Source organism: Rhodoferax sp. SPJ4, assembly GCF_058216275.1.
Map to the genome: position 1 here is coordinate 208,923 of NZ_JBYZMN010000002.1, position 15,168 is coordinate 224,090.

General features: G+C 67.8%; 11 protein-coding genes. 10 read left to right on the top strand and 1 reads right to left on the bottom strand.

Translation table 11 applies throughout. The annotated features are described in order from the left end of the window. Positions 1 to 3 precede the first annotated feature (3 nt). Positions 4 to 2,082: a methionine--tRNA ligase gene (gene metG, locus AC4BAR_RS08420; RefSeq protein WP_490627405.1), complete on the bottom strand. Its 2,079-nt coding sequence runs from the start codon at positions 2,080 to 2,082 to the stop codon at positions 4 to 6. Positions 2,083 to 2,160: 78 nt separating this feature from the next. Between metG and apbC the strand changes: the two genes are divergently transcribed. The 10 genes from apbC to AC4BAR_RS08470 all read left to right on the top strand — a co-directional run bounded on the left by apbC (position 2,161) and on the right by AC4BAR_RS08470 (position 15,152). Beyond that, positions 2,161 to 3,249: an iron-sulfur cluster carrier protein ApbC gene (gene apbC, locus AC4BAR_RS08425; RefSeq protein ID WP_490627406.1), complete on the top strand. Its 1,089-nt coding sequence runs from the start codon at positions 2,161 to 2,163 to the stop codon at positions 3,247 to 3,249. 90 nt (positions 3,250 to 3,339) lie between these two features. Next, positions 3,340 to 4,284 (top strand): LysR family transcriptional regulator, encoded by a 945-nt coding sequence (locus AC4BAR_RS08430; RefSeq protein WP_490627407.1) that lies wholly within the window; start codon positions 3,340 to 3,342, stop codon positions 4,282 to 4,284. A gap of 146 nt (positions 4,285 to 4,430) precedes the next feature. Next, positions 4,431 to 6,098 carry an OFA family MFS transporter gene (locus AC4BAR_RS08435; protein WP_490627408.1) on the top strand — a complete coding sequence of 556 codons (1,668 nt, stop codon included), beginning with the start codon at positions 4,431 to 4,433 and terminating at the stop codon, positions 6,096 to 6,098. A 36-nt stretch (positions 6,099 to 6,134) separates the two neighbouring features. Next, a complete protein-coding gene (locus AC4BAR_RS08440) occupies positions 6,135 to 7,952 on the top strand; it encodes an NAD(P)H-dependent oxidoreductase subunit E (protein ID WP_490627409.1) in 1,818 nt (605 codons plus the stop codon). Further along, a complete protein-coding gene (fdhF, locus tag AC4BAR_RS08445; protein ID WP_490627410.1) occupies positions 7,949 to 10,819 on the top strand; it encodes a formate dehydrogenase subunit alpha in 2,871 nt (956 codons plus the stop codon). The genes AC4BAR_RS08440 and fdhF overlap by 4 nt, the downstream gene beginning before the upstream one ends. A 125-nt stretch (positions 10,820 to 10,944) precedes the next feature. Continuing rightward, a complete protein-coding gene (locus tag AC4BAR_RS08450) occupies positions 10,945 to 11,505 on the top strand; it encodes a DUF3305 domain-containing protein (RefSeq protein WP_490627411.1) in 561 nt (186 codons plus the stop codon). Then, on the top strand, positions 11,498 to 12,133 hold the full coding sequence (locus tag AC4BAR_RS08455) for a DUF3306 domain-containing protein (protein ID WP_490627412.1): 636 nt from the start codon (positions 11,498 to 11,500) through the stop codon (positions 12,131 to 12,133). The genes AC4BAR_RS08450 and AC4BAR_RS08455 overlap by 8 nt, the downstream gene beginning before the upstream one ends. Next, positions 12,060 to 14,165, top strand: coding sequence for a 4Fe-4S binding protein (locus tag AC4BAR_RS08460; RefSeq protein WP_490627413.1), 2,106 nt, complete (start codon positions 12,060 to 12,062; stop codon positions 14,163 to 14,165). Before AC4BAR_RS08455 ends, AC4BAR_RS08460 begins: the two co-directional genes overlap by 74 nt. Positions 14,166 to 14,172: 7 nt before the next feature. Then, a complete protein-coding gene (locus AC4BAR_RS08465) occupies positions 14,173 to 14,790 on the top strand; it encodes a TorD/DmsD family molecular chaperone (protein WP_490627414.1) in 618 nt (205 codons plus the stop codon). Positions 14,791 to 14,945: 155 nt separating this feature from the next. Further along, positions 14,946 to 15,152, top strand: a complete 207-nt coding sequence (locus AC4BAR_RS08470; RefSeq protein ID WP_490627415.1) for a formate dehydrogenase — start codon at positions 14,946 to 14,948, stop codon at positions 15,150 to 15,152. Positions 15,153 to 15,168 lie beyond the last annotated feature (16 nt).

The window sequence follows — 15,168 nt, forward strand, 5'->3', positions numbered from 1 at the left end:
GCGTCAGTGGATGCGCATGCCCGGCTGGGCGCCGGGCCAGGGTTCCAGGATGTGGATGCCGGGCTGGGCCTTTTCGTCGGCGTGGCTGGCGGCCAGCACCATGCCCTCGCTGAGGCCGAACTTCATCTTGCGCGGCGCCAGGTTGGCCACCACCACGGTGAGCTTGCCCACCAGCTGCTCGGGCTGGTAGGCGCTGGCTATGCCGCTGAAAACATTGCGGGTTTTGCCCTCGCCCACGTCCAGCGTCAGGCGCAGCAGCTTGGTCGAGCCTTGCACCGCCTCGCATTGGACGATCTTGGCGATGCGCAGATCGATCTTGGCGAAGTCGTCGATGCCAATGACAGGGGCGATTTCCTCGCCGCCCGGGATGAGCTTCTCGGGCTCAGGGGCTGCGGGAGGTTCGAACAGCGCATCGAGCTGCTTCACATCGACCCGCTGCATCAGGTGCTGGTAGGCACCGATGCTGTGGCCGGCGCCCAGCAGGCTGGCGGCCGAGGCGGCGTTCAGCGGCGTGGTCTGCAAAAAGGCCTCGACCTGGCTGGCCAGCACCGGCAGCACCGGCTTCAGGTAGACGGTCAGCAGGCGGAAGGCCTCGATGCAGGTGGTGCAGACATCGTGCAAACGGGCGTCCATGCCGGCCTGTTTGGCCAGCTCCCAGGGCTTGTTGGCGTCCACGTACTCGTTGACACGGTCGGCCAGCAGCATGATGTCGCGCAGCGCCTTGCCGTACTCGCGTTCGTTCCAGAGCGCAAAAATGGCCTCGCGCTGGCTGGCCAGAAAGTCCAGCAGCTGGTCGCCGTCGGCCGACACCGCGCCGAGCTGGCCGTTGAAGCGCTTGGTGATGAAGCCGGCCGCCCGGCTGGCGATGTTGATGTACTTGCCCACCAGGTCGCTGTTGACCCGGGCCATGAAGTCTTCGGGGTTGAAGTCGATGTCTTCGTTGCGGGCGTTGAGCTTGGCGGCCAGGTAGTAGCGCAGCCATTCGGGGTTCATGCCCAGGCCCAGGTACTTCAGCGGGTCCAGCCCGGTGCCGCGGCTCTTGCTCATCTTCTCGCCGTTGTTCACCGTCAGAAAGCCGTGCACATTGATCTTGTTCGGCACCTTGCGGCCGCTGAAATGCAGCATCGCCGGCCAGAACAGCGTGTGGAAGGTGATGATGTCCTTGCCGATGAAGTGCACCTGCTCCACATCGGGGTTGGCCATGAAGGCCTCGTAATCCTGGCCAATTTTTCCCAGGTAGTTCTTCAGCGAGGCCAAATAGCCCACCGGGGCGTCCAGCCAGACGTAGAAGTACTTGCCCGGTGCGTCGGGAATCTCGATGCCGAAGTAGGGCGCGTCGCGGCTGATGTCCCAGTCGCCCAGGGCCGTTTTGCCGGTCTCGGCATCGGGGGTCAGCCATTCCTTGATCTTGTTCAGCACCTCGGGCTGGACTGCGCCGCTGGCCGTCCATGCCTTCAGAAAGTCCAGGCAACGCGGGTCGGACAGCTTGAAGAAGAAATGCTCCGAGGTCTTCAGCACCGGCGTCGCGCCAGACAGCGCGGAATACGGGTTGATCAGTTCGGTGGGCGCATAGACCGCACCGCAGACCTCGCAGTTGTCGCCGTACTGGTCTTTGGCGTGGCAGTTCGGGCATTCGCCCTTGATGAAACGGTCGGGCAGGAACATGCCCTTGTCGGGGTCGTAGAACTGCTCGATGGTCTTGCTGCTGATCAGGCCGTTGGCCTTGAGGTCGCGGTAGATCTGCTGCGCCAGTTCGTGGTTTTCCGGCGCGTCGGTGCTGTGCCAGTTGTCGAAGGCGATGTGGAAGCCGTCCAGGTAGGGTTTGCGGCCGGCGGCGATGTCGGCCACAAAGGCCTGTGGCGTTTTGCCGGCCTTTTCGGCGGCGATCATGATGGGTGCGCCATGGGCGTCGTCGGCGCAGACAAAGTGCACCTGGTGGCCCAACATGCGCTGGAACCGCACCCAGATGTCGGCCTGGATGTACTCCATGATGTGGCCGATGTGGAACTTGCCGTTGGCGTACGGCAGCGCGGTGGTCACGAACAGCTGGCGCGGGGAGGACACTTCGGAGGGGGAGGTCATGGGCTTTTCTCGGGCAATCCCCGATTTTATGGGGCGCTACACTTCGCGGCAGATTCACCACCACCGAAAGCAGCGTCCATGGCGACCCCTGAGCAGCTGACGACGGCCCTGCAGGCCGTCGTCGATCCCAACACCGGCCACGACTTCGTCAGCACCAAGGCCTTGAAAAACCTCCAGGTGACCGACGGCGACGTGTCGTTCGACGTGGAACTGGGCTACCCGGCAAAAAGCCAGATTCCGGCCTTGCGCAAGGCCCTGGTGGCGGCCGCCAAGGGCGTGGCTGGCGTCGGCAATGTGTCGGTCAACATCAGCACCCGCATCGTGCCGCATGCGGTGCAGCGCGGCGTGCAGCTGCTGCCCAAGGTGAAAAACATCATCGCGGTGGCCTCAGGCAAGGGCGGCGTTGGCAAAAGCACCACCGCCGTCAACCTGGCGCTGGCGCTGGCCGCCGAGGGCGCCAGCGTGGGCCTGCTGGACGCCGACATCTACGGCCCTAGCGTGCCCATGATGATGGGCATCGAGGGCCGGCCCGAGAGCGAAGACGGCCAGACCATGGAACCGCTGGAGAACCACGGCGTGCAGGTCATGTCCATCGGCTTCCTGGTGGCGCAGGACGAGGCCATGATCTGGCGCGGCCCCATGGCCACCCAGGCGCTGGAGCAGCTGCTGCGCCAGACCAACTGGCGTGACCTGGACTACCTCATCGTCGACATGCCGCCCGGCACCGGCGACATCCAGCTGACGCTGTCGCAGCGTGTGCCCATCACCGGCGCGGTGGTGGTCACCACGCCGCAGGATATCGCGCTGCTGGACGCCAAAAAGGGCATCAAGATGTTCGAGAAGGTGGGTGTGCCCATCCTGGGCATCGTGGAAAACATGGCGGTGCATGTGTGCACCAGCTGTGGCCATGTGGAGCACATCTTCGGCGCCGACGGCGGCAAGAAGATGGCGGCCGACTACGGCATGGCCTACCTGGGCGCGTTGCCGCTGAACATGCAGATTCGCATCCAGGCCGATGGCGGCGTGCCCACCGTGGTGGCCGACCCCGACGGCGAGGTGGCGGCGCTGTACAAGTCGGTGGCCCGCCAGGTGGCGGTCACGGTGGCGGCCAAGGCCAAGGATTTCTCCAGCAAATTCCCGACCATCAAGGTGTCGAAGGACACCTGAAGCCGTGGCCCCCACGCTCCGCACTGCGTGTGTTCGCTGCCCCCCGAGGGGGCCGTCGCCCGCCTTGGGGCGGCCCGGCGGCGGCCAGTCATGAATTTGCTCGCCTCGCTGCGCTACCTGGTGGCTCTGGACGAGCACCGGCACTTCAGCCGTGCGGCGCAGGCCTGCCACATCACCCAGCCGGCGCTGTCAAATGCCATGCGGGCGCTGGAGGCGGAGTTCGGCACCGCCATCGTCAAGCGCGGCCGGGCCTTTGCCGGCTTCACACCCGAGGGCCTGCGCATCTTGGCCAGCGCCCACCGCATGCTGCGGGAGCACGAGCTGCTGCAGCAGGAACTCAGCAGCGTCGGCGGCCAGCCCCATGGCAGCCTGACCATCGCCGCCGTGCCCACCGCGGTGCCGATCGCCGCCCGTTTTGCCGCGGTGCTGCAGGCCCGCCACCCCGGCATCGCGCCGGTGGTGCGCTCCATGAGTTCGCCAGAGATCGAGGTCGGCCTGGAAAGCCTGGCGGTCGACATCGGCCTGGGCTACACCGACCGGGTGGGCCAGCGCGGCATCAAGCTGCGCACCGTGCCGCAGTACACCGAACGCTACTTTCTGCTGCGCCGCCGCCCCCGGCCTGAAGACCCCGGCATCGGCGAGCCCATGGCCTGGGTCGAAGCGGCGCAGCTGCCGCTGGTGTTGCTGACGCCGGAAATGCACAACCGCACCATCGTCGACAGCGCGTTTGCGATGGCCGGCGCCGAGGTCAAGCCGGCCATCCAGACCAATTCCATCCTGACGCTGAGCCTGAGCGTGCTGGCCGGTGCGGTCTGCAGCGTGTTGCCGGGCGCGCTGGTGGGCGCACTGCGCAACGACCCGCTGCTGCAGGCCTTGCCCCTGCAGCAGCCCGAGGTCCTGACGCCGATCGGCTTCATGGTGGCCCTGACCGACCGCCCCTCGCGCACGCTGGAAGCGGCGCTCGCGCTGGCGCAGTCGCCCGAGTGGCTGGCTCAGGCCGCCAGCCACAGCGGCCTGCTGTCGCCTTCAGACTGACGCTCTGGTCGGCCGCCAGACCGGCCATTCAGCGTTTGTATCGCCCCATGCCCGGAAGTGATTGGACACCGGGGCTGGCGGCCATCGACACTCGCCTGTCGCGATCACAGCGAACGTGAACAACGTCACGACAACCAGGAGACCCCATGTCATCAGTTATCAGCGGCCATCTGCCCGCTTCGCCCTCGGCTGGCCTGCTCGACAAGGAGCGCATCATTGCCGGGCCAGGCTTCAACCGCTGGCTGGTACCGCCAGCCGCATTGGCCATCCATTTGTGCATCGGCATGGCCTATGGTTTTTCGGTGTTCTGGCTGCCGCTGTCCAAGGCGCTGGGCATCAAGGAAGGCATCAAGTGCGGCCCCGAGGTGGGTTTCTTCCAGGAGCTTTTCACCACCAGCTGCGACTGGAAAATCTCCACGCTGGGCTGGATGTACACGCTGTTCTTCGTGCTGCTGGGCATCTCGGCCGCGACCTGGGGCGGCTGGCTGGAGCGGGCCGGCCCACGCAAGGCCGGCGTGGTGTCGGCGGTGTGCTGGTGCGGTGGCATGCTGATCTCGGCGCTGGGCATCCATTTGCACCAGTTCTGGCTGATGCTGCTGGGCTCGGGCGTGATCGGCGGCATCGGCCTGGGGCTGGGCTACATCTCGCCGGTGTCGACGCTGATCAAATGGTTTCCTGACCGGCGCGGCATGGCCACGGGCATGGCCATCATGGGCTTTGGCGGCGGCGCCATGATCGGCTCGCCGCTGGCGGCCGATTTGATGAAGTATTTCGCCTCCCCCACCGACGTGGGCGTGATGCAGACCTTCATCGTGATGGGCTTGATCTACTTCGTTTTCATGATGGCCGGCGCCTTTGGCTACCGCGTGCCCGAAACCGGCTGGAAGCCCGCCGGCTGGACCCCGCCGCCCGCCCAGGCCAACAACGACATGATCACCAAGCGCCATGTGCATGTCAAAAAGGTCTGGGGCATTCCGCAGTTCTGGCTGATCTGGATGGTGCTGTGCATGAACGTCAGCGCCGGCATCGGCGTGATCGGCATGGCCTCGCCCATGCTGCAAGAGGTGTTCGGTGGCTCGCTGATCGGCGTCAGCAAGAAATTTGGCGAACTCGACAAGAGCCAGCTGGCGGCGATTGCCACGGTGGCAGCCGGCTTCACCGCGCTGCTGAGTTTGTTCAACATCGGCGGCCGCTTCTTCTGGGCCAGCCTGTCGGACAAACTGGGCCGCAAGCTCACCTACATCGTGTTCTTTGTGCTGGGCGGCGTGCTGTATTTCAGCGTGCCTGGTAGTGCGGCGGCCGGCAGCATCCTGCTGTTCGTCGGTGCTTTCTGCGTGATTTTGTCGATGTATGGCGGTGGCTTTGCCACCGTGCCGGCCTATTTGGCCGACATCTTCGGCACCCAGATGGTGGGCGCCATCCACGGCCGCCTGCTCACCGCCTGGGCTACCGCCGGCATCCTGGGCCCGGTGGTGGTGAATTACATGCGCGAGTACCAACTGGGCCTTGGCATTCCGCGCGAGCAGGTCTACAACCAGACCATGTACATCCTGGTGGGCATGCTGGTGGTGGGCCTGATCTGCAACCTGATGGTGCGGCCGTTGGCCGACAAATGGTTCATGACCGACGCCGAACTGGCCGAGGAAAAACGGCTGGCCCACGAGAAGGCCATCAGCTCGGAAGTCACGCGCAGCGGCGGCGGCAGCGACTCGGTGAGCCCGGTCGTGGTGGTGCTGGCCTGGGTGGCCGTGGGCACGCCGCTGGCCTGGGGCATCTACCGCACGCTGCAAAGCGTGGCCAAGTTTTTCAATTGACATGGACCGGCCGCCAGCGGCCGAGGCGTTGACCGAATGAACGACATCACCGACGTCCGCAACGTGAAGGCGGTGGCCCTGGCCACCGCCGACCAGATGCGGCAGCGTCTGCGCAAGAAAACCCAGCGCAAGGGCCGCCCCACCGACGACGGCGCACTGGCCGAGGTGCGGGCACTGGTTGGCGAGGGGCCGCACCGGCGCGACCTGCTGATCGAGTTGCTGCACTGCCTCAACGACGCCCATGGCGGCCTGCACAAGCCCCACCTGGTGGCGCTGGCCAGCGAGATGAACATCCCGATGGCCGAGGTCTTCGAGGTGGCGAGCTTCTACCACCACTTCGAGGTTTTGCGCGACGGTGAGCAGGCCCCCGGCCTGACGGTGCGGGTCTGTGATGGTTTGTCGTGTGCGCTGGCCGGCGCCCAGGATCTGCTGGCCCGCCTGCCGGCGTTGCTGGGTGGGGCCGACGCCCCGGGCGGCGTCCGCGTGATCGCCGCCCCCTGCATCGGCCGCTGCGAGCAAGCGCCGGCGGTGGCGGTGGGCCAGCAGGCCGTGCCACTGGCCACGCTGGAGCGGGTGGTGTCGGCCTGCAACCCGGCCCTGGCCGGCCCGGCGGTGGACGACAGCGCCACCGAGTTCGAGCCCTCGGCGTTTGCCGAGCGCAGCGTGACCACGGCCGCCGATCGCGGGCTCAGCCCCGCCCATGTGGGCTACGACGCCTACTGCGCCCGCGGCGGCTACAGCCTGGCCGCGGCGGTGGTGAACGGCGAGGAAGACCCCGAGCGGGTGCTCAAGGCCATGGAAGACTCCGGTCTGCGTGGCCTGGGCGGCGCCGGCTTTCCGGCTGGGCGCAAATGGCGCATCGTGCGCGACCAGCCAGCCCCCAAGCTGATGGCGGTCAACATCGACGAGGGCGAGCCCGGCACCTTCAAGGACCGCACCTACCTGGAGCGCGATCCCCACCGTTTTCTGGAGGGCATGCTGGTCGCTGCCCAGGTGGTGGGCATTGACGCCTGCTACATCTATTTGCGCGACGAGTACCACGACTGCCGCGCCATCCTGGCCGGCGAAATCGCCCGGCTGCAGGCCAACCCGCCGTGCCCGCTGCCCCGCATCGAGCTGCGGCGCGGCGCCGGCGCCTACATCTGCGGCGAAGAGTCGGCCATGATCGAGAGCATCGAAGGCAAACGCGGCGAGCCGCGGATGCGGCCGCCCTACATTGCCCAGGTGGGCCTGTTTGGCCGGCCCACGCTGGAGCACAACTTCGAAACCCTTTACTGGGTGCGCGACATCGTCGAAAAAGGCCCGGACTGGTTCAGCGGCTTTGGCCGCCATGGCCGCCAAGGGCTGCGCAGTTTCAGTGTCAGCGGTCGCGTTCAGTCGCCCGGCGTCAAGCTGGCGCCGGCCGGCATCACGCTGCAGGAGCTGGTGGACGAGTACTGCGGCGGCATGGCCGAGGGCCATGAGCTCTACGCCTACCTGCCGGGCGGCGCTTCGGGCGGCATTCTGCCGGCCCACATGGCCAACATCCCGCTGGACTTCGACACCTTGCAGCCGCATGGCTGCTTCATCGGCTCGGCCGCGGTGGTGGTGCTGGGCCACCGGGACAAGGCCCGCGACGCCGCGCTCAACACCATGAAGTTCTTCGAACACGAGAGCTGTGGCCAGTGCACACCCTGCCGCGTGGGCACCGGCAAGGCCGCGGCACTGATGGCCGCCCCGCGCTGGGACAACACGCTCTTGGAAGACCTGAGCCAGGTCATGGTGGACGCGTCCATCTGTGGCCTGGGCCAGGCCGCACCCAACCCCATCCGCTGCGTGCAAAAGCACTTTTCCCACGAGATCGGCCAGGCATGAACGCGCCTTTCAAACCGGAGCAGGTGGCCTTGCCCACCGTGAACTTCACCCTCAACGGCCAGCCGCTGCAAGCCCTGGCCGGCGAGACGCTGCTGCAGGCCGCCAAGCGCCATGGCACCGACATCCCCCACCTTTGCTACAAGGAGGGCTACCGGCCCGACGGCAACTGCCGCGCCTGTGTGGTGGAGATCGCCGGTGAGCGCACGCTGGCGCCCAGCTGCTGCCGCAACGCCACCGAAGGCATGGTGGTCGACAGCCGCAGCGAGCGGGCCCAGAAAAGCCAGAAGATGGTGCTGGAGATGCTGCTGTCCGACATGCCGGACCAGGGCCACAAATGGGTGGACGGCGACGCCGCCCAGTCCCATGGCGAATTGAGCCAATGGGCCAGCCGCATGGTCGTGTCGGTGCGTCCCGAACTGAAGGCCTTGCGCCGCACCCAGCCGAAGGCCGATGTGTCGCACCCGGCGATGGCGGTCAACCTCGACGCCTGCATCCAGTGCAACCGCTGCGTGCGCGCCTGCCGTGAAGAGCAGGTCAATGGCGTCATCGGCTACGCCCAGCGCGGCGGCCACAGCGAGATCGTGTTCGACCTGAACGACCCCATGGGCGACTCCACCTGTGTGGCCTGCGGCGAATGTGTGCAGGCCTGCCCCACCGGTGCGCTGATGCCCCAGAGCCAACTGGGTTCGCAGGTGGTCGATAAAAAGGTCGACTCGGTCTGCCCCTTCTGCGGCGTCGGTTGCCTGCTGACCTACAACGTCAAGGACAACAAAATCGTCAGCGTGGACGGCCGCGACGGCCCGGCCAACCACAACCGGCTGTGTGTCAAAGGTCGCTTCGGTTTTGACTACGCCCACAGCCCGCAGCGCCTGACCAAGCCCTTGATCCGCAAGGCCGGCGTGCCCAAGGACCCCGAGGCCTTGCAGGCGCTGAACCGCCACACCGCCGACTGGTCCGAGGTGTTCCGCGAAGCCAGCTGGGAAGAGGCACTGGCCTTGTCGGCCGGCACGCTGAAGGGCCTGCGCGACACCCATGGCAAGAAGTCGCTGGCCGGCTTTGGTTCGGCCAAGGGCAGCAACGAAGAGGCTTACCTGTTCCAGAAGCTGGTGCGCACCGGTTTCGGCAGCAACAACGTGGACCACTGCACCCGGCTGTGCCACGCCTCCAGCGTGGCGGCGCTGCTGGAGGGCGTGGGTTCGGGCGCGGTGAGCAACCAGGTCAACGACGTGGCCAACGCCGAGCTGATCTTTGTCATTGGATCCAACCCCACGGCCAACCACCCGGTCGCCGCCACCTGGATGAAGAACGCCGCCCAGCGCGGCGCCAAGATCGTGCTGGCTGACCCGCGCATCACCGACATCGGGCAACACGCCTGGCGCACGCTGCAGTTCAAGGCCGACACCGACGTGGCCATGCTCAACGCGCTGATCCACACCTTGATCGACGAAGGCCTGGTGGACGAAGACTTCGTTCGCCGCCGGGCCGATAACTTCGAGGCGCTGAAGGCCAATGTCCAGGGCTACAGCCCCGAGGCCATGGCGCCCATTTGCGGCATTCCGGCCGAGACGCTGCGCGAGGTGGCACGGGCCTTTGCCAAGGCCAAGGGCGCGATGGTGCTGTGGGGCATGGGCGTGAGCCAGCATGTGCACGGCACCGACAACGCCCGCTGTTTGATTGCGCTGGTCACCGTGACCGGCCAGATCGGCAAACCGGGCTCCGGCCTGCACCCGCTGCGTGGCCAGAACAACGTGCAGGGCGCCAGCGACGCCGGTTTGATTCCCATGATGTTCCCCAACTACCAGCGGGTGAACAACAAGGCGGCGCACGACTGGTTCGAAGACTTCTGGCAAACCAAGCTCGACGACCAGCCCGGTTACACCGTGGTCGAAATCATGCACAAGGCCTTGGCCCCCGACAGCGACCCGCACAAGGTGCGTGGCATGTACATCATGGGCGAGAACCCGGCCATGAGCGACCCCGATCTGAACCACGCCCGCCACGCGCTGGCCAGCCTGCAGCACCTGGTGGTGCAGGACATTTTCATGACCGAAACCGCCTGGCTGGCCGACGTGGTGCTGCCCGCCACCGCCTGGCCGGAGAAAACCGGCACGGTCAGCAACACCGACCGCATGGTGCAGCTGGGCAAACGGGCGCTGGATGCGCCGGGCGACGCCAAGCCCGATTTGTGGATCATCCAGCAGATCGCCCAACGCATGGGTCTGAACTGGCACTACCCCGGTGAAGAAAGCGGCGTGGCCGCGGTCTACGAGGAAATGCGCCAGGCCATGCACACCGCGATTGCCGGCATCACCTGGGAGCGCTTGCTGCGCGAATCCAGCGTCACCTACCCCTGTCTGAGCGAAGACGACCCGGGCGAGCCCATCGTCTTCACCGACCATTTCGCCACCCCCGACGGTCGGGTGCAGCTGGTGCCGGCCGACATCATCCCGGCCAACGAGCGGCCCGATGCCGACTTCCCCTTCGTGCTGATCACCGGCCGCCAGCTCGAGCATTGGCACACCGGCAGCATGACGCGGCGCGCCACGGTGCTCGACGCCATCGAGCCCATGGCCACCGCCTCCATGCACGGCGCCGACATTGCCGCGCTGGGCCTGCAGCCGGGCGACCTGGTCACGGTGCAGTCGCGCCGGGGCACTGTGGTGCTGCACCTGCGGCGCGACGACGGCACGCCCACCGGCGCGGTCTTCATCCCCTTCGCCTATCACGAGGCCGCCGCCAACCTGCTGACCAACGCCGCGCTGGACCCGTTCGGCAAGATCCCCGAGTTCAAGTACTGCGCTGTGGCCGTCCGTCCGCAGGGCGTGGCACCCGCGGTGGTGGGTTACGGGGCCAACGCGGTGGCCTGAGTGCCGGCCCGCCCGGGCCTGGCCTCGGGCCAGACGCCGGTCAGGGTGGTGGGGCCATGCAGCCGGTTGCATAATGGTTTGACGATTTCAGACCCAGCACCGACGGACCTGTCGCCCACCCCACCATGACCGACACCTGTCCTCCCGCCGCCTTGTCCGTGGCCGTCGTGATGCGGCGTGAACGCCTCACCGGTGCGGCCAGCCGCTGGGCCGACTGGCGCTGGACACTGGCCGACGTGGTCACCGATGCGGCCGGCTTCGGCCCGCAACCCCGGCTGCTGTACGACCATGGCCACGAGCTGGCCTGGCTGTACCCCGGCTTCAGCGTGGCGCTGCACCGCGACGATGCCGAAGGCTATTACCTCAACGCCAGCACCGACACGCCCTGCTGGTGGGTGATGTGGCGCCTGGTGGACGACGCCGACGGCCAGGCGCGGCCCGAGCCCCAGGTGGTCACGCTGAGCTACCACGACGCCGGCCGCTGGCTGGACGCGCAGGAAACGGTGGAGCAGGTGCCGGCGCCGCCCGAGGTGGTGGCCTGGCTGCGCGACTTTGTCGGCCAGCATCACCAGCCGGAGGCCAAGCGCCGCCAGCGCCCGGCCAGTTTCCAGTCCCTGACCGACCGCTTTGGCAACCCGGCCCGCATCAGCACCGGCAAGCGCCGGGGAGGCGAAGGCGGTGGCTGAGCCCGCGGGTCCGGACCGCCCCGGTTTCCTGAACCGCTGGTCGCAGCGCAAGGCCGCGGTGCGGCAGGGCCAGCCACTGGCCGAGCCGGCGGTGTTGCCCCCGGTGGCCGAACCCGGCGCGGTGGATCTGGCGGTGGCGCCGACGCCATCGGCCGTACCGGCGCCCGAGCCGGTACCGCCCACGCTGGCCGACGTGCAGGCCTGGACGCCGGCCGAGGATTTCACCCCCTTCATGGCCAGGGGCGTGGCCCCCGAGGTGAAGAACGCGGCGATGAAAAAGCTGTTCACCGACCCCCACTACAACGTGATGGATGGCCTGGACACCTACATCGACGACTACTCCAAAGCCGACCCGATCCCGCTGGCCATGCTGCGCCAGATGAACAGCGCCCAGTTTCTCCGCCTGTTCGAAGACGACCAGGCCCCGGCACCGGTGGCCGCCGCGGCGCCGCCTGCGGCCGAGCGGCCCGCACCGGCCGACACCGTTGCCGCCCCACCGCATTCCACCGACGACCAGCCGGCCCCACCGGCCCTTGGCGACACCCGAGAGCACCATGACCACACTGATCTGCGACTGCAACCGGACCATGCCGCTGCAACCCGAGGCCCTGGGGAAGGCGCTCAATGAGCCGCTGACGCTGCACAGCACGCTGTGCCGGCGCGAGGCCGGGGCTTTCCAGCAGGCCATCCGTTCCGGCGACGAGGTGGTGGTGGCCTGCACCCAGGAAAAGCGGCTGTTTGCCGAGCTGGCCGGGCAAACCGAGGGGGCGGTGTCGCCGATCCGTTTCGTCAACATCCGCGAGACCGGGGGCTGGAGCCGCGACGCCGCCCAGGCCAGCCCCAAACTCGCCGCCTTGCTGGCGGCCGCCCAGCTGCCCGAGCCCGAACCGGTGGCCACCGTCAGCTACCAGAGCCGCGGCCGGCTGCTGATCGTCGGCCCGCTGGACCTGACCGAGCGCCTGGCCGCCCAGCTCGACGATGTGCTGGACGTGACCCTGTTCGCCACCGGGGGCGCGGGCCAGCAGCCGCACCGCCACACCGTGCTGGCCGGCCAGTCCACCGGCCTGAGCGGCTGGCTGGGCGCGTTCACGCTGCGCTGGTCGCGCAGCAACCCGATCGACCTCGACCTGTGCACCCGCTGCAACGCCTGTGTGACGGCCTGCCCCGAGGGCGCGATCGGCCTGGACTACCAGGTTGACCTGTCGGCCTGCCGCGCGCACCGGGCCTGCGTGACGGCCTGCGGCGCGGCCGGCGCCATCGACTTCAACCGTGCCCCCAGCGACGAAGAAGACCCGTTCGATCTGGTGCTGGACGCCGGCGCCACGCCGCTGAATGCGCTGCACGCGCCGCCCCAGGGCTATTTCCGCTGGGTCGGCGGCGAAGAAGGCAGCGGCGTGCTGCTGAAGCTGCGCGACATGGTGGGCGAGTTCGACAAACCCAAGTTCTTTGCCTACAAGCCCGCGCTGTGCGCCCACAGCCGCAACACCCGCACCGGCTGCAATGCCTGCATCGAGGTCTGTTCGGCCCAGGCCATCGGCAGCGACATCCGGCAGCAGAAGATCCAGGTCAACCCCCACCTCTGTGTGGGCTGCGGGGCCTGCACCACCGTCTGCCCCAGCGGTGCGCTGACCTATGCCTACCCGCGGCCGGCGGAGCAGGGCGTGCGGCTCAAAACCCTGTTGTCCACTTACGCCCGGGCTGGTGGCCGGGACGCCACGCTGCTGCTGCACAGCCAGCAAGGCGGCCAGGCGCTGGTCGAGGCGCTGGGCCGGCAGGCTTTGCTGACGCGGCGCCAGCCCCAGGGCCTGAAGGGCCTGCCAGCCCAGGTGATCCCGCTGGCGCTGTGGCACACCGCCAGCACCGGGCTGGAGCTGTGGCTCAGCGCCATCGCCCAGGGCGCCAGCCAGGTGGTGGTGCTGGCCACCGGCGAGGAGGCGCCCGACTACCTGGTGGCGCTGCAATCCCAGATGGCGATTGCCCAGGCGCTGCTGCTGGGCCTGGGCTACACCGGCCGGCATTTTGTGCTGCTGCAAGCGCGCAGCCCGGAGGCGCTGGACCAGGCCTTGCAAGGCCTGCTGACCGAGCGGCCAAGCACACCGGCGGTGGCGGCGCGCTACGCGGTGGCGGCCGAGAAGCGCACCACGCTGGAGATGGCGCTGGACCACCTGGTGGGCCATGCGCCGGCACCGCTGGAGGTCATCGAACTGCCGGCCGGTGCGCCCGGCCTGGGCTCGCCGCTGGGCTCGCTGGTGGTGGACAAGGAGCGCTGCACGATGTGTTTGAGCTGTGTCAGCGCCTGCCCGGCGGCGGCCCTGCAGGACAACCCGGCCGCGCCACAACTGAAATTCATTGAGAAAAACTGCGTGCAATGTGGTCTTTGCATCCAGACCTGCCCCGAGGACGCGCTGACGCTGGCACCGCGGCTGTGGCTGTCGCCCCAGCGCAAGGAGGCCAGGGTGCTGCACGAGATGGCGCCCTACGCCTGCATCCGCTGCAACAAGCCCTTTGGCACGCTGAAGGCCATTGAGGGCATGCTGGGCAAGCTGGCCGGCCACGCGATGTTCCAGGGCCAGGCGCTGGACCGGCTGAAGATGTGTGCCGACTGCCGGGTGATCGACCTGTACTCGGCGACCAATGAAACCAAGATCACCGACCTCTGACCCCGCCATGGCCAACCCCCTCACGCTGTCCCCCACGCTCGACGAAGAAACCGCCCGCGCCGAGCTCTACGGCCTGCTGGCGGCGCTTTACCAGGCCCCGCCGGCCCCCGGGCTGCTGGCCCAACTGCGGGTGGCGGTGACCGAGGCCCCGGCCGCCGGTGGTCACCTGGAGGCGCCCTGGCAAGCCCTGGTGGCGGCGGCGCGCGCCGGCTCCGACCAGGCCATCCAGCAGGAGCACCAGGCCTTGTTTGGCGGGGTGGGCAAGCCCGAGGTCTACCTGTTTTCGTCCTTCTACCTGAGTGGCTTTCTGAACGAGAAGCCCTTGGCCGCGCTGCGTGGTGAACTGGCCCGGCTGGGCCTGGCCCGCGACGAGGGCAACCCGGAGACCGAAGACCACCTGGCCTTTCTGTGCGAGGTGATGCGTTTCCTGATTGCCGGCGACGACGTGGCGGTGGCCAACCTGACCGAGCAGCGGCGCTTTTTCGGCGCACAGCTGCAACCCTGGGTGGCGACGCTGTGTGATGCGCTGGCCCAGCACCCCGGCGCGCGTTTTTACGCCGCGTTGGCGGACCTGACGCGGGCCTTCATGGCGGTGGAAGCCCAGGGCTTCGACATGCTGGCCTGAGGGCGCCCAGCCCTTGAATTCCCCGGTGTTGGTGGGGCTGCTGTCCCGCTGACGACAGCCAGGCCGCGGCCTTGGTTAGTTCCCATTGCGCATTGGGGGGGCGCTTGCTAGAGTGGGTATGCACAGGATTTCATATCTCCCACAGGAGCGGCCCCATGAACCCAGACCCACGCACCTTGTCTCGTCGTCGTTTGTTTGCCGGCGCAGGCACGGCCGGGGCGCTGGCGGCGGTGGCCACGGTGATGCCGGTGGCGGCCCCGCCTGAGCCGCCGGTGGCCGAGCCCAAACCAGCCCCAGCCCGGGGTGGTGGCTACAGCGTCACCGCCCATGTCCAGCACTACTACAAGACCACCCGCGTCTGAACCGACCCCCCCGGAG